Annotated in this window: 17 protein-coding genes and 1 pseudogene; 15 read left to right on the forward strand and 3 right to left on the reverse strand. The window is 75.9% G+C overall.

Annotated features, from left to right (window positions below; genetic code table 11):
* Positions 1-130: 130 nt before the first annotated feature.
* The 8 genes and pseudogenes from ACFY07_RS24640 (at position 131) to ACFY07_RS24675 (ending at position 7,499) form a co-directional block, all read left to right on the forward strand.
* A complete protein-coding gene (locus ACFY07_RS24640) occupies positions 131-958 on the forward strand; it encodes a helix-turn-helix transcriptional regulator (protein ID WP_390871692.1) in 828 nt (275 codons plus the stop codon).
* Positions 959-1,188: 230 nt separating this feature from the next.
* On the forward strand, positions 1,189-1,485 hold the full coding sequence (locus ACFY07_RS24645; protein WP_390871693.1) for a hypothetical protein: 297 nt from the start codon (positions 1,189-1,191) through the stop codon (positions 1,483-1,485).
* Between the two features lie 348 nt (positions 1,486-1,833).
* On the forward strand, positions 1,834-2,820 hold the full coding sequence (locus tag ACFY07_RS24650; RefSeq protein ID WP_390871695.1) for a zinc-dependent alcohol dehydrogenase family protein: 987 nt from the start codon (positions 1,834-1,836) through the stop codon (positions 2,818-2,820).
* 411 nt (positions 2,821-3,231) lie between these two features.
* Complete coding sequence (locus ACFY07_RS24655) at positions 3,232-3,831, forward strand: TetR/AcrR family transcriptional regulator (protein ID WP_390871697.1); 600 nt, start codon at positions 3,232-3,234, stop codon at positions 3,829-3,831.
* A 203-nt stretch (positions 3,832-4,034) separates the two neighbouring features.
* A pseudogene (locus tag ACFY07_RS24660) lies at positions 4,035-4,289 on the forward strand (Rrf2 family transcriptional regulator); the annotation flags it as partial.
* Between the two features lie 195 nt (positions 4,290-4,484).
* On the forward strand, positions 4,485-5,018 hold the full coding sequence (cpt, locus tag ACFY07_RS24665; protein WP_390871772.1) for a chloramphenicol phosphotransferase CPT: 534 nt from the start codon (positions 4,485-4,487) through the stop codon (positions 5,016-5,018).
* A gap of 476 nt (positions 5,019-5,494) precedes the next feature.
* Positions 5,495-5,848, forward strand: a complete 354-nt coding sequence (locus ACFY07_RS24670) for a hypothetical protein (RefSeq protein WP_390871699.1) — start codon at positions 5,495-5,497, stop codon at positions 5,846-5,848.
* 739 nt (positions 5,849-6,587) lie between these two features.
* Positions 6,588-7,499: a 2-dehydropantoate 2-reductase gene (locus ACFY07_RS24675; RefSeq protein WP_390871701.1), complete on the forward strand. Its 912-nt coding sequence runs from the start codon at positions 6,588-6,590 to the stop codon at positions 7,497-7,499.
* Between the two features lie 132 nt (positions 7,500-7,631).
* On the opposite strand, the gene ACFY07_RS24680 is transcribed toward ACFY07_RS24675, so the two are convergent.
* Positions 7,632-9,569 carry an FHA domain-containing protein gene (locus ACFY07_RS24680; protein WP_390871703.1) on the reverse strand — a complete coding sequence of 646 codons (1,938 nt, stop codon included), beginning with the start codon at positions 9,567-9,569 and terminating at the stop codon, positions 7,632-7,634.
* A gap of 220 nt (positions 9,570-9,789) precedes the next feature.
* Positions 9,790-11,832 (reverse strand): protein kinase, encoded by a 2,043-nt coding sequence (locus tag ACFY07_RS24685; protein WP_390871705.1) that lies wholly within the window; start codon positions 11,830-11,832, stop codon positions 9,790-9,792.
* 595 nt (positions 11,833-12,427) lie between these two features.
* Here ACFY07_RS24685 and ACFY07_RS24690 point away from each other — a divergent pair.
* The 3 genes from ACFY07_RS24690 (at position 12,428) to ACFY07_RS24700 (ending at position 15,387) form a co-directional block, all read left to right on the forward strand.
* Positions 12,428-13,219 (forward strand): inositol monophosphatase family protein, encoded by a 792-nt coding sequence (locus tag ACFY07_RS24690; RefSeq protein WP_390871707.1) that lies wholly within the window; start codon positions 12,428-12,430, stop codon positions 13,217-13,219.
* 21 nt (positions 13,220-13,240) lie between these two features.
* On the forward strand, positions 13,241-14,221 hold the full coding sequence (locus ACFY07_RS24695; protein ID WP_390871709.1) for an Lrp/AsnC family transcriptional regulator: 981 nt from the start codon (positions 13,241-13,243) through the stop codon (positions 14,219-14,221).
* A 179-nt stretch (positions 14,222-14,400) separates the two neighbouring features.
* Positions 14,401-15,387, forward strand: a complete 987-nt coding sequence (locus ACFY07_RS24700) for a zinc-dependent alcohol dehydrogenase family protein (RefSeq protein WP_390871711.1) — start codon at positions 14,401-14,403, stop codon at positions 15,385-15,387.
* A gap of 272 nt (positions 15,388-15,659) precedes the next feature.
* Here the strand turns inward: ACFY07_RS24700 and ACFY07_RS24705 are convergent, their stop codons facing one another.
* A complete protein-coding gene (locus ACFY07_RS24705) occupies positions 15,660-16,301 on the reverse strand; it encodes a TetR/AcrR family transcriptional regulator (protein ID WP_390871713.1) in 642 nt (213 codons plus the stop codon).
* A gap of 323 nt (positions 16,302-16,624) precedes the next feature.
* On the opposite strand from ACFY07_RS24705, the gene ACFY07_RS24710 reads away from it, so the two are divergent.
* From ACFY07_RS24710 to ACFY07_RS24725, 4 genes are all read left to right on the forward strand, one after another.
* Complete coding sequence (locus tag ACFY07_RS24710) at positions 16,625-17,314, forward strand: alpha/beta fold hydrolase (RefSeq protein ID WP_390871715.1); 690 nt, start codon at positions 16,625-16,627, stop codon at positions 17,312-17,314.
* 121 nt (positions 17,315-17,435) lie between these two features.
* Positions 17,436-18,650: an acyl-CoA dehydrogenase family protein gene (locus ACFY07_RS24715; protein WP_390871717.1), complete on the forward strand. Its 1,215-nt coding sequence runs from the start codon at positions 17,436-17,438 to the stop codon at positions 18,648-18,650.
* Between the two features lie 223 nt (positions 18,651-18,873).
* The gene (locus ACFY07_RS24720; protein ID WP_390871719.1) at positions 18,874-19,860 is read left to right on the forward strand and encodes an NADPH:quinone oxidoreductase family protein; all 987 of its coding nucleotides are present in this window, start codon (positions 18,874-18,876) and stop codon (positions 19,858-19,860) included.
* Positions 19,861-20,143: 283 nt separating this feature from the next.
* Positions 20,144-21,931: an amidohydrolase gene (locus ACFY07_RS24725; RefSeq protein ID WP_390871774.1), complete on the forward strand. Its 1,788-nt coding sequence runs from the start codon at positions 20,144-20,146 to the stop codon at positions 21,929-21,931.
* The last annotated feature ends 70 nt before the right edge of the window (positions 21,932-22,001 follow it).

Genomic DNA, 22,001 nt, shown 5'->3' on the forward strand with positions numbered 1-22,001 from the left:
ACAGGGCGACGGCCGACGGCCCGGCTTGCCCCGGCTGCGACGAGCCGGGCAGGGGAGCAGCGCGACCACGCACCCGGCCGCCCCGGACCACCGGAGGGCGCAGCCCGCGAGCGCGACTAGCATCGGTGCCATGACAGCACGCGACAACGAGCTCGGCGCGTTCCTCCGCGCGAGCCGCGCCCGTGTGCAGCCCGCCGACGCCGGGCTCGCGGGCGGCGTCTCGGGGCGGCGCGTCCGCGGCCTCCGCCGCGAGGAGGTCGCGGTGCTCTCCGGGGTCAGCGCCGACTACTACGCCCGCCTCGAGCAGGGGCGCGAGCGCAACCCCTCCGCCCAGGTGATCGGTGCGATCGGGCGCGCGCTCCGCCTCGCCCCCGATGCGCGCGAGCACCTGTACCGGCTGGCGGGGCTGAACCCCGGGCTCGGGCCGGACCGCTCGCGGGATCTCGTGCACCCGTCGCTCCTGCACCTGCTGGAGGCCTTTCCCCGGGCGGCGGCCTACGTGCTCGGCCCGGCCTTCGACGTGCTCGCGGCCAACCCGGTCGCCGACGCGCTGCTGTCGCCGTTCGGGGACGAGCGGAACATGCCGCGCATCCTGTTCACCCACCCCCGGGGGAAGGCGGTGTTCGCGGAGTGGGAGCTGCTGCAGCGCAGCACCGCGTCCGCGCTGCGCCTGAACGCCGGGCGGTTCCCCGACGACCGGTCCATCGCCGGTCTCGTCGCGGAGCTCGGGAAGGCCTCACCGGAGTTCCGCGCGCTGTGGGACGCCCACGACGTCGGAAGCCTCACCCGGGCCTTCAAGGTGTTCGTCCACCCCGGGGCCGGGCGCATCGAGCTGACCTACCAGACCTTCGACGTGGTCGACGCCCCGGGGCAGCTGCTGCTCGTCGGCACCCCGGAGCCCGGCAGCCGCAGCGAGGAGGCCGTCGCCCAGCTGGCCTCCGGCGCGGAACCGGCCTGACCTGCCCCGTCCCGCTCCGTCCTGCCCGGCCCTCCTCCGTTCCGCCTCGTCGCGTCCCGCTCCGTCCTGGGCGGACCACGGCCGCTTCCCGGGTGCCGCACACCCAGGAAGACGCTGCCTTCCCGCCCGCCGGCCCGCGCCGCACGCTGGAGGGGCAGCCGGCGGGTGAGACCCGGCCGGCCCACGACCACCCACCATCGGAAAGGGCCCCCATGGCCGAGATCCTGGAAGTGACCAGCCTCCGACCCGCGCCCGGCCTCACGCCGGAGGACTTCGTCGCTGCGAACGCGGACATCAACGAGTACCTCAGACGCCGGCCCGGCTTCGCGTGGCGCCGTATCGTCGTGCAGGACGACGGCACGATCCTCGACATCGTCGCCTACGACAGCATCGAGCACGCCCGCTCCGGCGCCGCCGGGATCACCGGCGAGATGGCCGGCTCGCCGGTGCACGACGCGATCGACCACAGCACCGTCGACTGGCAGTTCACCACCGTGCTCCAGCACGTCGAGCGACACGAACCCTGACCAGCGGGAGGAGGCGGTCGCGCCCTTCGCCGACCGCCTCGCCGACGCCCGCACCGCACCGCACGGCGCCCGGCCCGGGCCGGGCCGTCCGCACCGCGCGCCTCCCGAAGCGGAACCCGTCCGCTGCGGGACTCCGCGGTGCGTCCGGTGCCGCGCCGGCGGCCGCCGCGCATCCGGGGCCGCCTTCCCGGGAGCGGCGGCGGGTCCGGTTGCCCCCCTTAATCGAACGTACTAGTCTGTTTTTTTAGTGAGGGTGCCCGTCCCGCGACCCCTTTCCTCACCGGCTCGGAGGCCGTTCGGGACGGGCCCGCCGACCAGGAGACGACGACCCGAGATCGAGGTGGCGCCATGCGTGCGGTGATTCTGGAGGAGTTCGGGAGGCCCTTGGTCCTGGGGGAGCTGGACAGGCCCGTCGCCGGCCCCGGGCAGGTGCTGGTGAGGGTCGAGGCCAGCGGTGTGAACCCGCTGGACATCAAGATCGCCGCCGGGCAGGCGGCGCACGCGCGGCGCAGCCTTCCCGCCGTGCCGGGTCTGGACATGGCCGGTGTGGTCGAGGAGGTCGGGCCGGGGGTGGCCGGCATCGCCCCGGGTGACGAGGTGTACGGGATGACCGGCGGTGTCGGCGACCTGCAGGGGTCGCTCGCGCAGTACGCCGCGGTGGACGCCCGGCTGCTGGCGCGCAAGCCGGCGTCGCTGGGCATGCGTGAGGCCGCGGCGCTGCCGCTGGTCGTCATCACGGCCTGGGAGGGCCTGGTGGACCGGGCGGGGGTCCGTGCCGGGCAGAAGGTGCTGGTCCACGGCGGTGCCGGTGGCATCGGCCACGTCGCCGTCCAGATCGCGCGCGCCCGCGGCGCCGAGGTCTTCGCCACCGCCTCGCCCGGGCGCATGGACGTCGTCGAGAGCCTCGGTGCGACCCCGATCGACCGCACCGCGACGTCGGTGGAGGAGTACGTCGCCCGGCACACCGGCGGCGAGGGCTTCGACGTCGTCTTCGACACCGTCGGCGGCGCGGTCCTGGACGCCTCCTTCGCCGCGGTGCGCACGTACACCGGCCACGTGGTCAGCGCCCTGGGCTGGGGCACCCACAGCATCGCGCCGCTCTCCTTCCGCGGCGCCACCTACTCCGGCGTCTTCACCCTGCTGCCGATGCTGACCGGCCGCGGCCGTGAGCACCACGGCGAGATCCTGCGCGAAGTGGCCGCGCTCGCCGACGCCGGGGCCCTCAGGCCCCTGCTCGACCCCCGGCGCTTCACCCTGGCCACCGTCGCGGACGCCTACGCGGCGGTCGAGAGCGGCACCGCCGCCGGCAAGGCCGTCGTCGACGTCGAGCACTGACCCCCGGCGGCGGCCCGTCCGCCGCCTGCGACGGCGGCGCCCGGGAGGACCGGTCCCTCCGGGCCGTGCGGAGACCCGGGAGGGCGCGGGCGGGGTGCCCCGCCGAAGGGCGAGGGGGTAGGGTCGCACCTTCGGTCCGTGCCCGGCCCGGGGGGCACCCCCTGCGGGCAGGGGGTGCGCGCCGCAGCCGCGGAGCCTGCCGGCGCGACGGTCCGTCCCGCAGGGGCCGAGGTGTTCCGCGGGGCCGTCCGGGATCCGGTCGAGCAGCCCCGCGCCGGCGGTCGGCGCACCGGAGGCCGTCCCTGCCCGGTCCGGCCCCCTGGGCGGGGGCGGCGGGCGGGGGCGGCCTGCCGGTCAGGATTGCCCTCCCTAATCAGACGTACTAGTCTGTCTGATTAGGGAGGTGCGGTGATGGCGATGAAGATCCGCAAGACCAGGTCCGAGGAGAGGATCCTCGCGGCCGCGGCCGAGCTCTTCTACGCCCACGGTCTGCGCGGCGTGGGGATCGACCAGGTCATCGAGGCGTCGGGCGTGGCGAAGTCCACGCTCTACGCGCACTTCCGCACCAAGGAGCAGCTCGTCGGGGAGTACCTGCGCAGGACCGACGACTCCTGGATGGCGCAGCTGTCCGACGCCGCCGAGCGGGCCGGGGACGACCCCCGCGACCGGCTCGTGGGCCTCTTCGACGCCCTGACCGGCGCCTTCGACCGCCACGGGTTCTTCGGGTGCCCGTTCGTGAGTGCCGCGGTGGAGGCCGAGACCGGCTCCGAGGCGCGGGCCGTGACCGAGGAGCACACGCGGCGGCGGCAGGCCTGGCTGACCGAGCTGAGCGCCCGTGCCGGAGCGGCCGACGCCGCAGCCCTGGCCCAGCACATAGGACTCCTGATCGACGGGGCTCTTGCGTCGGGGCGTCTGCTGCAGGACCGCGCCGTCGTCGACCAGGCCAAGGCCGCGGCGGCGCTGCTGGTCCGCGCCCACACCGGCGACCGCGCCCTCGCCGGCGGCGGCTGACGCCGCCTTCGCCGCCGAGCGGGCCCGCCGCCTTCTCCTGCGTCCTCCGGCCCTGAACGCCGTGCACTGAACGCCGGGTGCCGGGCCCGGCGGAGGGCCGCCCGGCCGCCGGCCGCGCCGCGGCGGAGCGCCGGCGCGCGGCGGCACCCGTCTCCGCGGTGCCGGCGCCGCCCGGGTGTCGGGTCTTCTCCGTCGTGCCTCTGATGGTCCCGCTGGTGCGCGACGGACTGGTCGCCTCCATCAAGGGCCGGTCCGGCGGCGTCCGTCTCGGCCGGCCCGCCGAGCAGATCACGCTGGAGGAGATCTACCGCTCGTCCGTCGGGGGCAAGGCGCTGTGGGCCCCCAGGCCGGGAGGGCCGCGGGTCTGCCTGGTCACCATGCACGCCGCCGAGTACTTCGCCCACCTCACCGGCGAGACCGAGGCGGCGGTCCTCGGCGTGCTGGGCCCCCACACCCTCGCCGACAGCCTGGACGACCTGCGCGCCCTCGACCGGGCCGGCGGCCCCCGTCCGCCGCACCCCCCGGCCGTACCGCAGCCCGACCCGCCTGCCGCCCAGGGCTGCGTCCGGGAGGGCTCACCGGGCTGCGGCGGGCGGTGCGGCATGCGCGGAAATCCGTTCCGCGTGGTGCTGCGCTGCCCCTACTGTGGCGCGGTGACGACTGACGTGATCGTTCTCAACGGCGGCTCCAGTTCGGGCAAGTCCGGGATCGCCCGGTGTCTGCAGGCGGTCCTGCCGGATCCGTGGCTGGCTCTCGGGGTCGACGCGCTGGTCGAGGCGGTGCCCGCGTCCGTGCGGGCATCGGATGCCGGGATCGGGTTCGCTCCGGACGGGCAGGTGGTCGTCGGACCGGAGTTCCGGATGCTGGAGGCGGCATGGATCGAGGGGGTCGCCGCGATGGCCCGTGCGGGTGCCCGGATCATCGTCGACGAGGTCTTCCTCGGTGGCCCGGACTCGCAGGAGCGGTGGCGGAAGGCTCTGGGCGACCTGCGGGTGCTGTGGGTCGGCGTCCGGTGCGACGGTGCGGTCGCCGCGGGCCGTGAGGTCGCACGGGGTGATCGGGTCGTCGGGATGGCGGCGTCCCAGGCGGATGCGGTGCACCGGGGGATGGTCTACGACCTGGAGGTGGACACCGCGCATGCCGAGTCGATGGAGTGCGCACGGGCCATCGCCGCACACGTCGACTGATCGGCGGTCCGGCTGTCTGCCGTTGTGACCGAGGCGCCGGGACGGTCGGCGCCGGGACGGGCGGGCCGCTGCGGCGGGTCCGTCCTCCCCGGCGGACGCCCTTCCCGCCGCGGATGCGGGCGCGCCCTCGCCGGGCGCGACCCGGTCCTCGCCCGGCGACGCCGGGATCTCCGTGGGCTGAGCCCCTCCGGGGCCGGTGGGCGGACGTGCACCGTTCCACGCGTGACGGACGGCACCCGTCCCGTCCGACCCGTGAGTCCGGCCTCCCCGCGCTCCGGGAGGTGATGTCCGACTCCCGGGGAACGGCTTCCGGCGGGAATGCCCCGGCGGGCCGCGGCGCGGTCGACCCCATCCCTGTTGCGGGCAATTTGCTTGTGTGAAATTTTTATGTGCACAGTGGTGTCCGTCCGGCTCCCGGCCGGCGTGCTCAGACCACGGCCGGGAGCCGGAACCAGCGCCTGCCTCCTGGAGGAACGATGAACCGCACGTCCTCGCGCCGTGCCGCCTGGACGGCTGCCGCGGTCCTCGGCGCGGCCGCCGTCGCCGCCGCCGTGGCCAAGACCACGTCCGCCTCCCCGGCCCGCCCCGCCGCCGCGCCCGGGCCCACCGTGGTCCCGGTCCACGGCGCATCCGCCGGCTCCTCCAGCCGGAACGCCGCCACCGCCCGCCTGCAGCACGACCCCCGGGTCATCCACGCCGCCCAGCGCTTCATGGCCCGCCGCGCCCACGCCCGCACCGTCGAGGCCGACGCCTCGCACGCGGCCACCGTCTCCCGGCCCGCCACCGTCACCCGCCTCGTCGAACAGGCCGCACGCATCACCACCCGCTGACCCCCGCCCCCACCCGGCCGGGAGGGGCCGCGCGGACATCCGTACGGCCCCTCTGCCCGGCGGACGGCGGACCGGGACGGCGCCGCGCCCGGCAGCCCGCTCCGCATCCGAGAACCCGTGTGAACCGGTCCGGTCCGGCGTCCGTGCGGTGAGTGACCGGACCTGGCCGTCAGGACCGGCCGACGCCGGAGAAGCCCATGTCCTGCACCCCGTACCTCCCGGTGATCCGGCGGCGGTCGGCTGCGCCGTGCGGACGGTCCGCCGCCCGCGGCCCCCGGCTCGCCGTGGACACCGGGTCCGGTGCCGCCTTCCCCCGGTGAGCAGGCAGGACGGGCGCGGCGTCACTCCGCCGAACGGGGGAGCGCGGGCACTGCGGGCCGGTCGGCCGGGCCTCGGCGCCTGCAGACCGGGGAGGCCGCCCCGCAGCGACGCGGACACCGCCGGCGACGCCCGGGCGCCCTCCGCCGCGAACGCCGCCCCGCGTGGCGCCGGGGACACCTCCCGGCGGGCCGTCCGACGAAGGTGCGCGGACCCGGCCCGTACGGGTGCGGCTCCACCGAGGAGGGCCCTCGGGGCCGCCGATCTGCGGGCCGTGACCGTCGGCCCGTGGCGATCCGGGACGTGGCCCGCGACCGGGCCTCCCGCTCCGGGAAGCCCGACCGGGCCGCATCCCCACGCCGGGGCCGCCCACCGTCGGCGCCCCGGCAACGACCGCAACCCCACGCACGAAGGAACACGCATGAAGTCCGATACCGTCCGTCCCTCCTCTCCGGTCCGCGTCGCCGTGATCGGCGGCGGGGCCATCGGCGGGGTCCTGGCCTCCTCCCTCCACCGGGCGGGCCACGAGGTGCTGCAGTGCGTCAGGTCGCCCTTCGGCGAGCTGGTCGTCGAGGAGCAGGCCGGGGAGCACCGGGTGCCGGCACGGATCGTCACGACCCCGGAGGGCCTGGCCCCGGTGGCGTGGGTCTTCCTCACCGTCAAGGCGCACGACACGGGGAGCACCGAGCCGTGGCTCCGCGCCCTCGCCGGAAGCGGCACGACCGTCGTGGTGGCGCAGAACGGCATCGACCACGTGGAGCGGGTCCAGCCGCTCGCCCCGGAGGCCGAGATCCTGCCCGCCCTCGCCCTGATCGCCGCCGAGCGGGTGGCGCCCGGACGGGTCAGGCGCCACTTCGGCGGCGCCCTCGTCGTCCCGTCCGGCCGCGCCGGCTCGGCCCTGGCGGCCGTCCTCGACGGCGGCGGCCTGGACGTCCGGCTCGCGTCCGACTTCACCACCGAGGCGTGGCGGAAGCTCCTGAGCAACGTCGCCGCGAACCCGATCACCGCCCTCACCCTCCGCCGCATGGACGTCTTCGACGACCCCGAGGTCAGGAGCCTCGCCCAGGCCCTGGTACGGGAGGCGGCGGCCGTCGGCGCCGCCGCCGGCGCGGACGTCGGGGAGCAGGACGTCCGGGACGTCTTCGCCCTCAGCGGGCTCTTCACCGCCGACAACGGGACCTCCATGCTGTACGACCGCCTCGCCGGGCTTCCGCTCGAGCACGACCTGATCAACGGGGCGGTCGTCCGGACGGCGGAACGACTCGGGGTCCCGGCGCCGCTCAACCGGACCATGCTCACCCTGGCGCGGGCGGTCCGGGCGGACGCGGCCTGAGCCCCGGTACCCGGCACACCCCCGGACGCGGCCGCCCGCCCGGGCCGGCTCCCCGCCACCCCCACCCCCCTTCCCCACGGCCGCGACGGCCGTGGGGAAGGGGGCGCGGTCACGGGACGGACCGCGCACGCCTCACGCCGGGTCCAGCGCGCCCGTCCGCGGCGGTTCCGCCGTCCGGCCGGCCAGGCGCGGATCGACGGGCTGGGGGATGTGCACGGGGATGTCCGGCTGGTAGAAGATGTCGATGTCGGCCTCCTCGCCGCCGACGACGAGCGTGTCCCACGCGCCGCTCTCCTGCAGGGTCCGCAGGGTCGACGGGGCCAGGGCCGACAGGTGGCCGCGCAGTTCCCCGTCGTCCGGCATGCCGGGGAGGCGGGGGGCGAGGCGCTCACGGATCGCCCGCATGCGGTCCAGCAGGACGTCCAGGTCGGACGGCCCGGTGCCGGGTCCGGACACCCGGCCCTCCTCCGTGCTCCGGGCGATGACGTCCTTGACGGCGCGGGTCACGCCCTCTTCGTCGGTGGTGACCATGGCGTTCCAGGCCCGGCTCTTGTGCCGGTACTGGAGCATGGACATCGCCGCCTCGTGGCGGATGAAGTCGGCGTCGCGCAGCGGACGGCCCCGCCAGGTGCGGCCGAGCGAGCGGGCCAGGGAGACCGCCGAGGCGAGACCGCTGTTGAGGCCGCGTCCGGGCCAGAAGTGGATGGCGTTGGCCGCGTCGCCCAGCAGGAAGCCGTACGTTCCGGGGCTGGTGGCGGTGGGGCGGGTGAGCTGCGCCGTGAACCGGGGGCGCTGCACCATGTCCAGCCGGAACGAGGTGACGGCGCTCAGGTCCTCCTCGGCGACGCCGAACAGCCTCAGACCGTCCTGGATCCGCTTCCACAGCGGCGAGCTGCGCAGCAGGGCGGGCAGGAAGAGGGTTCCGTGGGTCGGGCAGACGAACTCGTTGTCCTCCTGACGGCTCATCACGCAGGGCCGGGCCGCGATGCACTCCTCGAAGACGTGCCGGACGGGGTCGATGCCGATGACGTCGCGTGCCTCGTCGCGGGTCAGCCGCATGTTGAGGAAGCCCTCGCCGTTCAGCGAGTTGAGCAGGAAGCGGTTCTGCGCCACGGTGAGCAGGACGCTCATCGGATCCGGGAGCCGGGACTTCACCCGCAGTCCCAGCACGACGTCCTGCAGGTGCTCCCCGTCGAGGGAGTAGATCGAGGCGTCGGACGCGCCGAAGCGGTCGACGAAGTGCTCGCGGGTCCGCGACCGGCCGCCTTCGCAGATCGCCAGGACGTGCTCCCGGGACAGCCGGTGCCGGTGCTCCGCCGCATCGAAACGCTCCGGTACCAGGCGGATGGCGGGACTGGCGTTGGCCAGTTCCAGCAGCTTGTCCTCGATGTAGGCGATCCGGATGTTGCGGGGCGGCCGGCCGTCCACGGAGTCCGGCCCCACCGGCCACATCTCGGAGTACTCGCCCGCGTCGAACAGGGCCGCCTGCATGGCGTCGGTCAGGGCGAGGTACTGCCGGCTCTGGACGGTGACCACCTGCTGGCGGCGGACGTTGCCGTGGGTCTCGTCCTTCCAGACCACGGTCGGGCCGTTCCTGGTCCACCGGCCGTCGTGGACGGTGACGGCCACCCTTCCGGGCAGCGCGGCCTCCAGCAGCAGGGCGAAGGCGAGCCCGACCGGGCCTCCTCCGCTCACCGTCACCCGCAGCTCGTCCGGGTTCTCCGGGGCGTCGGCGCCGGGCAGGTCGAGCTGGGAGAGGGCCATGGCCGTCTCCATGGCCTCCTGCGTCTCGAACAGGAACGTCTCGTCGCCGATGCTGATGCGGTCGCCGGGCACGAGCACGTGGCGGGTGATGCGCCGGTCGTTGACCCGGGTCCCGTTCCGGCTGTCCCGGTCGTAGAGGACGGCCGCGCCGTCCTCCGTGACGATCTCGGCGTGCAGGCGGGACGCGCTGGCGCTGACGAGGACCACCTCGTTGTCGCTCCTGCGCCCGAAACGGATCGGAGCGCCGCCCACGACGAGGCTCTGACCGGCGAAGGGACCGGTGTGTCCCACGATGACCGACGACAAAGGAACTCCTTGCGAAAGTCCGGGTGTGCGGGGGAGGGGACCGCACGCTGAAGGTGAACCACTGAGGACTGAGGGGGGACGGGCCCACGTCGCTGCGGGACGGCCCGTCATCGGCGCCCGCGGCGCCGGTCGGGGCCGGATCCGGCCGGAGGCAGCCCGCTCGACGCACGACGGACGCCCGGGGACGGCCCGGGCTGACGGGGAGACCCCGCCGAACCGTCTAGCCGCCCGTCGTCAGGCACGTGACCGAGAACGGCACCGGGTCGGACACGGCGTGGAACGGCGACCGGATCTCCACGGCCATCGCGCTGCGGAGCGTTCCGGCCTGCGCGTACGTCGACAGCCGCACCGTCTCCCGGTGGGTGCGGGGCCCGCCCTCCGGGAACGACAGCGTCCGCCACTGCCGGTCGACCACGGAGCCGTTCGCCGAGACCCACCGGTACGAGAACCGGACGGGCACCTCGGACACCGTGAAGGTCGCCGTGAAGGCGGGCCCCGCGGAGCCGGCCGGGGGGCAGTCCCCGACGTACGTGGTCGCGTCGCCCGTCACGGTGACGGCGACGCGCTGCGCGGCGGTTCCGTCCTGCCCGTCTCCCACCGCACCGTCGGCAGCGCTCTGCGTCCGTCCTGCGGGCTGGTCGCCACCCGTCCGGTCCTCGCGGTCGCCCCCGACGAGGGCATGGCTCAGGCCGCCGGCGAGCAGTGCGGTGACGACCACCGCCGCGGAGACCAGGTACCCGGTCCGCCGGCTCCGCCGCGCGGAGCCGGAACCGGACGCCCCGGTGTCCGGGGGCTCGGACGCCGCGGCAGCGGCCGACGGCGCGGCGACGGGCGCGGGCCCCGCCGGGTCCGCTCCCACGGCGGGGGATCCGGCGGTGCGCGCGGCCGGGGACGGTGCCGGCGCTCGGCGTGGCGCGGCGGAAGGCGGCGCGGCGGAGGGCGGCACGGCGGAGGAGGGAGGCGCACCGGGCACGGCCGGGCTGTCCACGGCGGGTGCGGAAGCGGCGTCACCAGGCGAGCGGGGTGCCGGGACGGCGGTCCCGGCGGCGGCTGCCGCCTGTCCGCCGGCGGACACCTGCTCCGCCGTGGCGGTGGGACCGCCGAGGGGGGCGTCGACCGTGGGTGTGCCGACCGTGGCTGTCGTCATCGGCATCGTCATCGCCGCCGTCCGTGCTGCGGAGGGGCCGGGGACGCCGGCGGCGGTCCTCCCGTCCCCCGGAGCGCCGTGTCCCTGCGCCGTGAGCGCGTCGACCGTGGGGGCGTCGACCGTGGCCGCCGTGGTCCCGGCGTCGGGACCGCCCCCCGGGACCGGCGACGGCGCCGTGGCGTCCGGCGCGGCCCTCCCGGCCAGGAACTCGAGGGTGGCCGGCCCGTCGGTGACCGCTGCGGGCGGCGCGGCCGGACCGGCCCCCTCACGTCCGGCGGCCGCGGCCAGGCGCAGCTCCCGCCCGGCCTGTCCGGCCGTCATCCGCTCGGCGGGATCCTTGCGCATCAGGCTCTCGATGACGGGCGCGAGGGGGCCGGCCCGGTCCGGCGGGGGAACGTCCTCGTCGACGACGGCGCGCAGGGTGGCCAGGGGGGTGGTCCTCCGGAAGGGCGAACGCCCCTGGACGGCCGTGTAGAGCAGGGCGCCGAGGGACCACAGGTCCGATGCGGGGCCGGGGGTCCGGCCCAGTGCCCGCTCCGGTGCCACGTACTCGGGGGAGCCGACGACCTCTCCGGCCATCGTCAGCCCGGGGTCGCCCTCGACGCTGGCGATGCCGAAGTCGGTGAGCACCACCCTGCCGTCGTCGGTGAGCAGGACGTTGGCCGGCTTCACGTCGCGGTGCAGCACCCCGGCGTCATGGGCCGCGCACAGCGCGGCCAGCACCTCGGCGCCCACGCGCGCGGCCTCCCGCGGCGGGAGCGCCCCCCGGGCGGCGAGCACATCGGCCAGCGACCGGCCGCGGACGAACTCCATGACGATCCACGGCCGGCCGTCGTGGGTGGCCACGTCGTGGACGGTCACCACCCCCCGGGCGCTGATGCGCGCCGCCGCCCAGGCCTCCCGCTCCAGGCGGGCGTACATCTGAGCGACCCGGTCGGCCGCCAGTCCGGCGGGGGTGCGCACCTCCTTGACGGCGACCTCGCGGTGCAGCACCTCGTCGCGGGCGCGCCACACGGTGCCCATGCCGCCCGCACCGAGAACGGACAGCAGACGGTAACGCCCCGCGATGAGCCGTTCGGCGCCCGTGTCCGCCGACGCCGTGTCATGGTCGTGCATTGAGGCCCTACTCCCTGTCTTCTGCGGGCGGCCGCGGAGTGGCGGCCCGACCCTCCGGTCGGCGGCCTTCCGCGCCGTCCTCCAGGCCCCTCGCGGACGGGCCGGTCCGGCGCCGACCGTTCCGCCGGACCGTCGGTCGAGTGCTGTGACGGGGGCGCGCGAGGTCGCGCACGTCGTCCGCGGACGGGATGCCCCTCCGGTCCGGCCGCGGACGGACGCGTGCCGCCGGACCGCCCCGTCCCGGAGGAGGGCAGGCACCGGCGACGGTCCCGCTCCGCGGCCGCGGAGGGAACACGCCTCCGACAGTATGATCAAAAGCTCGTTGAATCGTGAAATGCGGTACCGGGCCGCGTGGGCGGCGGCCCTCGGCGCACAGGCCTACCGTCCTCGTGCGGGCGCCGGGCCGTGCACGGACCGCCACCGAGGCCGGCCGGGACGGCAGGAACGCTCACCACGTCGGCCGATCACGCGGGATCCGACCGCGAACGGGGCCGCAGGCGGCCGGTACGGCCCGGGCGGCGGCAGGCTCGTTCCGCAACCCCGCAGTGCACCGGCAACCCCGCAGTGCACCGACCCGGACCGGAGGACCCCCGTCATGCCACCCACGGACCACCAGCTGCTCGGCCCGATGACCGAAGCCGTCCACGCCGTCGGCGCGCTGCTGCGCACGCTCGACCTCCCTCCCGAGCCGGCCCGGGACCGCGACGAGTTCCTGCTCCGCTTCTCGGCCGTCGACGGGCCCGCGCTGGCCCTGATGCACGAGCGCCTCGGCCCGCTGCGGCCCGCAGCCGTGTGGGCCGACGAGCTGGACACCCGGCTGCCCGAGCACGGAGAGGTGTGGCTGGCCGACGCCGTGGACGGCGCGGTGCAGCTCCTCCAGGGGCTGCCGCAGTGGTGCGTCTCGCTCACCCTGGTGCGCGAGCGCCGGGCGGTGGCCACGGTCCTGCACAGCCCGTTGCTCGGCGAGACCTGCACCGCGACGTCCGGCGGCGGCGCCCGGCGCGACGGGAGGCCGATGCGCCCCTCCGTCAAGCGCACGCTCGACGCCGCCCTGCTCGGCACCAGCCAGCCGCCCGGGATCGCCCGCGAGCCCGAGGCGGTGCGGGGCGCGGGCCGGTCGCTGAGCGCGCTGCTCCCGAAGGCAGGTGCGGTCCGCAACCTCGGCGCCACCTCCTGGCAGATCGCCGACACCGCGGCCGGCCGGCTGGACGGCTTCTGGCAGTACGGCACCGACGACGCCAACCTGACCGGTCCCGCCCTGATCGCCGCGGAGGCCGGCCTCGCCGTCACCGACCTCGCCGGACGGCCGTGGCGGGTCGGCGCCGACGGCTTCCTCGCAGCCCCGCAGCCACTGCACTCGCTGATGCTCGCCGCGATCCGCGACTGACCCTGCGCCACACTGCACGGTGTGAAACACAGCGAAACCGGCCGCGGCGGCGTCCCCGGTCCCGGTGGCACAGCCGTCCTGTCGGCCGCCGACCAGCGCCTGGTCGCCGCCCTGCAGTACGACGGCCGCGCGGCCGCGGAACGGCTGGCGCACGTACTCGGCATGAGCACGCACGAGGTGCACCGGCGGCTGCGGGCGCTGACCCGTGACGGCACCGTCCGCATCCGCGGCCGCCTGGAGCAGCCCGGGGACCTGGGAGCGGTGCAGCTCCGCATCCGCGTGCTGCGCGGCAGGCTCGAGCAGATCGCCGCGGTGCTCGCCGCCCGCGAGGACATCCCGTTCCTGGACGTGTCCGCCGCGGGCGACGAGATCCACGCCGTCCAGTTCACCCGCGGCGCCGCCCCGCACAACCGCCTGCTCCTCCAGCAGCTGCCCGCCACCAGCGCCGTCACCTCGGTGGAGGCGCAGACGGTGCTGCACGTCTTCCGGCAGTCCGGCCAGTGGCGGCTGGACGTGCTCGACCCGGCCGAGCGGCAGGCCCTCACCCCGGCTCCCGCCGCCGCGGCGCGGCGGGAGCCGGACGAGGCCGACCGGGCCATCGCGGCCGCCCTGGCCGAGGACGGCCGGCTGTCCGCGTCGGGCGTCGCCGAACGCACCGGCCATCCGGCCTCGACGGTCCGCCGGCGGCTTGCCGCCCTGCTCGCCGACGGCCTGCTGCGCACGGAGGTCCTGGTCGATCCCCGGCGCCTGGGCCTGCACGTCGACGCCAACGTGTGGCTGCAGCTCCCGCCCGACCGGCTGGACGCGGTGGGCCGCACCCTCGCCGCGCACCCGGCCGTGCACGGCGCACTGGCCGGCACCGGGCGCAACAACCTCTTCCTCGCACTGTGGCTGCCGGACACCGCGGCCCTGTACCGCTTCCTCAGCGAGGACCTCACCGGCCTGGGCATCACCGCCGCCGAGACCTTCCTGGTCGGCCGCGCCGTCAAGCGCCCCGACTGAGGGCCGCGCCGCCCGTGCGCCCCGGCCGCCCCGAACCCGCCCGGCCCTCCCGGGCGGTCCGTCCGGCGGCCGCTTGCCCTCCTTAATCAAACGAACTAGTCTGTTTGATTAAGGAGGGCCCAGCGGTGCTGAACGCCCCCGACACGTGTTTTCGGCAACGCACATCCGAAGGTGGCACCATGCGTGCAGCAGTCCTGGAAGAGTTCGGCACCCCGATGGTGCTCAAGGAGATCGAGAAGCCCGTGGCCGGCCCCGGCCAGGTGCTGGTGCGGATCGAGGCGAGCGGGGTCAACCCGCTCGACCTCAAGATCAGCGCGGGTCAGGCCGCGCACGCCGAGCGCACGCTCCCCGCGGTGCTCGGCCTCGACCTGGCCGGCGTGGTCGAGCAGGTGGGCGAAGGGGTCACCGGGTTCGCCCCGGGCGACGAGGTCTACGGCATGACCGGCGGCGTCGGCGACCTGCAGGGCTCCCTCGCCCAGTACGCGGCGGTCGACGCCCGGCTGCTGGCGCCCAAGCCGGCGTCCCTGGACATGCGCGAGGCGGCCGCGCTGCCGCTGGTGGCCATCACCGCCTGGGAGGGCCTGGTCGACCGGGCGCAGGTGCGCGCGGGGCACAAGGTCCTCATGCACGGCGGCGCCGGCGGCGTCGGCCACGTGGGCATCCAGATCGCCCGTGCCCGCGGCGCCGAGGTCTTCGGCACCGACGCCCCCCACCGCCTGAAGGCCGTCGAGGAGTTCGGGGCCACGGCGATCGACTTCACCGCCGAGACGCCGCAGGAGTACACCGAGCGCCTCACCGGCGGCGAGGGCTTCGACGTCGTCTACGACACCGTCGGCGGGCCGGTCCTGGACGCGTCCTTCGCCATCGCCCGGACCTACACCGGACACGTCCTCAGCTCCCTCGGCTGGGGGACGCACAGCATCGCTCCGCTGTCCTTCCGGGGCGCCACGTACTCCGGGGTCTTCACCCTGGCGCCCATGCTGACCGGCCGCGGCCGTGAGCACCACGGCGAGATCCTGCGCGAGATCACCGCCCTGGCCGACTCGGGCCGCCTCAGGCCGCTGCTGGACCCCCGCCGGTTCGGCCTCGCCGACGTCGCGCACGCGCACGCCGCGGTGGCGGACGGCACCGCCACGGGCAAGGTCGTCGTCGGCATCGACCACTAGCCGTGTCCGGCCGGTCGCGCACGGACCCCTCCTGCCCGTCGACGGACGGGAGGGGCCGGCGCGGTGCACCGCACGTCGGAGGACCGGCCCCGTGCCGGACGGACCCGGCCGACTCCGACAGCACGGCGGGGTGGTGTGCCCGGGGGCCCCTCCCGGACGGGGTCCGGGGCGCCTGCGCCCCCGTCGGGCGGCCCGCCGCCTCCCGGGGCGCCGGGATCATCCGCGGGAGGCGGTTCCTCGCCCGGGACCGCACCCGCCGGCGCCGCCGTGCGTCAGCCGGCGTCCGGGCCGGACGGGCGCCGGTACACGCCGTACCAGTAGCAGGCGGCCAGTTCGCGGGCGACCGCCGCATCGCCGGCGGTGTCGCCGTCGAGCACCTGCCGGGCGATGACCTGGGCGCCCCCGGTGACGATCAGCCGGGCGGCGAGCAGGGGGTCGACGTCCGTCGGGGTCCGGCCGCCCTGCCGCTCCTCCGTCAGCAGCGTCTCGGTCTTCCGGACGAAGTGGTCCTGGTGGGCCGTCCAGGCCTCGCGCACGGCCGGGTCGTACGCGGCCACCTCGCTGATGGCCGCCAGCAGCGCCGCGTGCCGGCGGTAGTGCGTGATGATGCGCAGGTAGACGCGCGTCAGGCCGTCGGCCCCGCCGTCCGGACCCGAGGGGTGCCACGCGTCGACGATCGCGTAGCTCTCCGTCTTCAGGGCGGTGCTGAGCCGCAGGAGCACGTCCACCTTGTCGCGGAAGTACAGGTAGAAGGTCGAGCGGGAGATCCCCGCCGCGTTGGCGATCTGCTCCACGCTCAGCTCCGTGTAGCCGGCGCCGCCGCCCAGCAGGTCCCCGATGACGCCCAGGATCCGCTTCTCGAGCGCGGCCCGCCGGTCCGCTGCGGCTGAGGGGCGTCGGGTGGTCGAAGGCATCGCGTCGTCCTCGGAGGTGGGGCGGGGATCCCGGCCGCGGGAACACCGGGGCTCCGACCGCGGGCGGGGGAGGGCGGCGGTGCGGACCGCCGCTGCGAGGAGGCTATGGGGGCGTGGACGCGATGTCCAACCATGCGACCGGCGTCCGGAGCGCCGCCGGAGGCCCGGTCCGGAGCCGTCCGCCGGTGTCCGCGGTCCCGCACGCCGGGCCGCGCCGCTGGACAGTGTGTCGGACGTTACGTTGGACGGCATGTCCAAACCCTCTTAGGCTTCTGGCGCGGCCTCTCGAACGCCTCTCCCCCACCACGATTAAGGACACTGCCGTGACTGCTGACAACTCCCGCCCGACCCTGCTGCTGGTGCACGGTGCGTGGCACGGCTCCTGGTGCTGGGACCGGGTGAGGCCGCTGCTCGAGGACGACGGCTGGACCACCCGCACCGTCGATCTGCCCAGTGCCGGCGGGCCCGACGCCGGCCTCCACGACGACTCCCGGGCGGTGCTCGCGGAGGTGGAGCGCATCGACGGCCCGGTCGTCGTCGTCGCGCACTCCTACGGCGGCGCCCCGGTCAGCCAGGCCCTCGCCTCCGCCTCCGGCGTCGCGCACGCGGTCTACGTGGCGGCGTTCCAGCTCGACGCCGGGGAGAGCCTCCTGGGCCAGTACGGCGCGCCCCTCCCGGAGGAGCCGCACGGCGTCCAGCCCGTGCCGGACGACCCGGTCCACCTGTTCTACGGGGGCGTGCCCGCGGCCGAGGCGGAGGAGGCCGCACGGCGGCTGGTGCCGCAGAGCACGAGGTCCTTCGCCGAGACGCTGACCCGGGCGGGATGGCACACCGTCCCCTCCACGTACGTCGTCTGCGAGCAGGACCGGGCCCTGCCGCTGCAGAACCAGGAGGCGATGGCGGCCCGGGCCGGGGCCGTCCACCGGCTTGCGAGCCACCACTCGCCCTTCCTGTCCGCCCCCGAGGAGTTCGCCGCCCTCCTTGCGAAGATCGCTCTCGACGCGGTCGGCTGACCACCGCCGGCCCGATCCCGCCGGACGGGGTTCCCCGTCCGCGCACACACGTCCGGCCGTGACCGCGCACCTCCGTGACCGCGGGACCCCGCCCGGAGCACCGAACCGTACAAGGAGAACCGTGAACATCACCCTCAGCGACGACGCGTCCGGAACGCCGGCCGGCGGCGACCTCAGGAAGGAGCTGGTGGCGCGTGCGGTCGCGCTGCAGCCCCTGCTGCGGGAGCACGCCGCGCAGGGCGAGGCGGACCGCGCGGTACCCGGGGAGGTCGTCGACGCGCTGGCGCGGGCCGGGGTGTTCCGGCTGCTGACCCCCCGGCGGTACGGCGGGCACGAGACCGACCTGCGCACGCTGACCGAGGTGTCGGAGGCGCTCGCGGCGGGCGACGGTTCCGCCGCGTGGGTCGGAATGATCATTTCGGTGACCAACTGGCTGGCGAGCCTCTTCCCCGACCAGGCGCAGGAGGAGGTGTTCGGCGCCGACCCCGATGCCCGCGTGACCGGCGTGGCGGCGCCGACGGGCATGGGCGAGCGGGTCCCGGGCGGCTGGAGGGTGAGCGGCCGCTGGTCGTACAACTCCGGCTCCGCGTACGCCACCTGGGCGGCCGTCGGGGCACTGCTGAAGAACGAGGCCGGGGAGGTCGCGGACCAGGCCCTGGTCCTCGTTCCCGCCCGCGAGCTCGCCGTCGAGGAGACCTGGTTCACGGCGGGCATGAAGGCGACCGGCAGCAACACCCTCATCGCGGAGGACGTCTTCGTGCCCGAGCACCGCGTGCTGTCGGTGCCGGCGGCCGCGGAGGGCGTCTACCCGCGCTCGCCCCGGGACGAGGCGCTGTACGGCGCGTCGTTCGCCCCGATGCTGCTGCTGTGCCTGGTCGGGCCGCTGCTCGGGCTCGGAAGGGCGGCCCTGGACCTGGTGGTCGAGGCCGCCGCCACCAAGCCGCTGTCCTTCACCGTGCACGGCCGGCAGGCGGATTCGGTGGGCTTCCAGACGCAGGTGGCCGAGGCCGCGCTGAGGCTGGAGACGGCCCGGCTCCACACCTACGACGCGGTCGCCCAGGTGGACCGGGCCGCCGCCTCCGGCCCCCTGGACCACGGGACGCGCACGTCCGTCAGGGCGCGGGCCGGGTACGCGGCCCGCGAGGTCGTCCAGGCGATCGGCATTCTGCTGGACGCGTACGGCTCGTCCGCGTTCGCCGACTCCGACCCCCTGCAGCGCATCTGGAGGGACGCCAACACCGCGGCACGCCACGCCGGCCTGGTCCCGGCGGTCGGCCTTGAGGTGTACGGCAAGTCGCTCCTCGGCGTCGACGAGCGGGTGAGCCTCATGGTGTGACGCCCACGGTGTGACGCCCGTGGTGCGACGCCGCCGGCCACGTCCCCGAGGGGGCCGGCGCGGCGGTGAAGCGTCCTGCGGACCGGTCCGGGCGGGGGAGGGCAGTCCTCCCCGGCCGGACCGGTCCGCGATTCCGACGGCACACGCGTGCCGGAGCAGTGAGCGCTCCCGCCGGCGGCACGCCCGCGGCGGGGGCGCGACGAACAGGAGAGGAGGGCCGGCTGTGTTCTCCGGTCGTGCATGGCGGTTGGTGGCGTTCGGCGATCCCGAGGAGGGGATCGAACTCCAGGAGACGGTCTGGGCCGAGCCGCCGCCCGGACAGCTGCTCATCCGGGTGCGGACCGCGGGTGCCGGCTTCCCGGACGTGCTGATGGCGGCAGGCCGCTTCCCCCTGCTCGGCGCCCCTCCGTTCGGCCTGGGGGAGGAGGCGGCCGGGGAGGTCGTCGCCGTGCCGCCCGGCTCGCGGTTCGCGGTCGGCGACCGGGTGGCCGGCATCACCGCGTTCCTGGAGGGGTGGGGCGGGTACGCCGAGTACGCCTACCTGCGCGAGCACTCCACCGTCCGCATCCCGCCGGGCATGACGGACGAGCAGGCCGGCGGCTTCCCGATCGGCTTCCGCACGGCGTACGCCGCACTCGTCGAGCGGGCCCCGGTCGAGCCCGGGCAGACGCTGCTCGTCCTGGGCGCGGCCGGCAGCACCGGCGCCGCTGCCCTGCAGCTGGGCAGGGCGCTGGGCGCGACGACGATCGCGGTCGCGGGCGGCCCGGAGAAGCTCGCGTTCTGCGCACGCCACGGCGCGGACCACGTGGTGGACCACCGCGCCGGCGACATGACCGCCCGGATCGACGCGATCACCCAGGGGCGCGGTGTGGACCTGGTCTACGACCCGGTGGGCGGGGCCACCGCCGCGACGGCGCTCAGGAGCATCGCCCCGCGGGGACGCATCGCCGTCGTCGGCCTGGCGAGCGGGAGCCCCGTCCCCCTCGACCCGATGGACATGCTGCTGCGCAACTACACCGCCGTCGGCGTCCTCGCCACCCCCGGGGAGCCGGCGGCCGAGGCCGCCGTGTGGGACCGCCTGGCCGACCTGGCGGCACGGGGGGAGATCACGACGCCGGTGGGCGCCGTGCACGGCTTCCACGACGTGCCGCGGATGATCGCCGCGCAGGCCGCCCCGGGGCCGGGCAAGTCGGTGGTGCGGGTGGCGTAGGGGTGCGGAGGGGGGACGGAGGGGTGCGCGGGCGGGACATGTCCGGTGCGCTCCCGGACAAAACGGAGGGGCCTTCGGCGCCTGGCGTTCCTGTCGTGCGGCCGGCGCGACCACCCCTCGGGGTGGCCGCCCGGCCGCCGAGGTCCCCGGATCCACCGGTGCCGTCCAGCCCTGTCCGGGCGAGCGGCGCAGGGGTTCCGCGGGCCCCACCGCCCGGCGCCGATGCCGGGGGTGGCCGGAAGCGAAACCCCTCTCTCCCCCCGGAGGTCTCCAGGTGCCCACGATGCCGGTCGGCGGATTGGCCCCCCGGGCCGTCGACGACGCCGCGGACGTGATCGTCCGCAACGCCAGGGTCCACACCGGGGATCCGGACCGCCCGCAGGCCGAGGCGGTCGCCATCCGCGACGGCGTCGTCACCGTCGTCGGCCACGACGCGGACGTGGCCCCCCACGTCGGCCCGGGGACGAGGGCGGTCGACGCGCTCGGCCGCCGGGTCGTCCCCGGCCTCAACGACTCGCACCTGCACGTCATCCGGGGCGGCCTCACCTACGTGCTGGAGCTGCGCTGGGACGGGGTCCGGTCCCTGCGCCAGGCCCCGGCGATGCTGCGCGAGCAGGCCGCCCGCACGCCGAAGGGGCAGTGGGTGCGCGTGGCGGGAGGGTTCTCGGCCGAGCCGTTCGCCGAGCGGCGCCTGCCCACCCTCGCGGAGCTGAACGCCGCGGCGCCGGACACCCCGGTGTTCGTCCTGCACCTGTACCAGTCCGCCCTCCTCAACCGGGTGGCGGTCGAGGCCGCCGGGTTCACCCGCGACACCCCGGACCCCAGGGGCGGACAGACCGTCAGGGGCCGGACCGGCGAGCCGACCGGCATGCTGCTGGCCGCCCCCAGCGCCCTGGTCCTGTACTCCACCCTGGCCAAGGCCCCGGTGCTCGACGGCGAGCACCGCAAGACCTCCACCCGGCACTTCCTCCGTGAGCTGAACAGGTTCGGGCTGACGTCGGCCGTCGACGCGGCCGGGGGGTTCCAGAACTTCCCCGACGACTACGGCACCATCACCGAGCTCGCCGAGGCCGGGCAGCTCACCCTGCGCATCGCCTACCACCTCTTCCCGCAGACCGCCGGGCAGGAGCTCGACGACCTCGCCCGCTGGATCGGCATGGTCCGCCCCGAGGACGGGGACGCGTGGCTGCGCCTCAACGGCGCGGGCGAGAACCTGGTCTGGGCGGCGGCGGACTTCGAGAACTTCGCCCAGCCCCGCCCGGAACTGGGCGACGGCTACGCGGAGTCCTTCGAGAAGGCCGTGCGCCTGCTCATGGAGAACGGCTGGGGCTTCCGCCTGCACGCCACCTACGACGAGACCATCCGGCGCGACCTCGCGGTCTTCGAGAAGCTCGCCGCCGAGGGCCTCTTCCCGGCCGGCGACAGGTGGCTGTTCGACCGCGCGGACACCGTCTCCCGCAGCAGCCTGGACCGCATCGCCGTGCTCGGCGGCGCGATGTCCGTGCAGAACCGGCTCTCCTTCCAGGGCGAGGCGTTCGTCCGCCGGTACGGGCCCGGACCCGGCGCACGGGCCCCGGCCGGCACGCACAGGGCCGCGCCGGCGGGATCCGTCTCCCCGCTCCGACCAGCCAGGCAGCGGACCGCCCCGGTCTCCAGGCACTCAGCAGGCAGAAAACGCCGAGGCGGGCACGTGCACCCGCCGCCGGGCGGGACCGGGACGGCGCCGGGCGGGACCGGGACGGCGCCGGGCGGGTCGTCCTCGAAGGTCCGGGGGTCGTCTCATCCCCGGCCCACCCCCCGCAGGTACGTCTCCACCAGGACGTCGGCCGCCTGCCCCGCGTCGAGCTCCGGCAGTTCCGCCGTGGCCAGGTGCAGGAGCTGGCGCAGCAGCGCGCCCGCCCATCCGGCGGGCAGGTCGCTCCGGAGCAGGCTCTCGTCGGCCGCCCGCCGCAGGAAGGCGTCGACCCGGTCGATCAGGCGGGCACGGCGTTCGCGGATCGTCTCGTCGGCGTGCATGCGCCCCAGTTCGACGGGCCACGTCCGGTTGACGGCGATGACGCCCTCGGCGTAGCGGTGCAGTGCGACCGCGACGGGGGCGGTGGCCAGCCGGGCGGCGTCCACGGCGCGTTCGACCGCGTCGA

It is taken from the genome of Streptomyces sp. NPDC001380, assembly GCF_042895785.1.
In the GTDB taxonomy this organism is placed as follows: domain Bacteria; phylum Actinomycetota; class Actinomycetes; order Streptomycetales; family Streptomycetaceae; genus Peterkaempfera.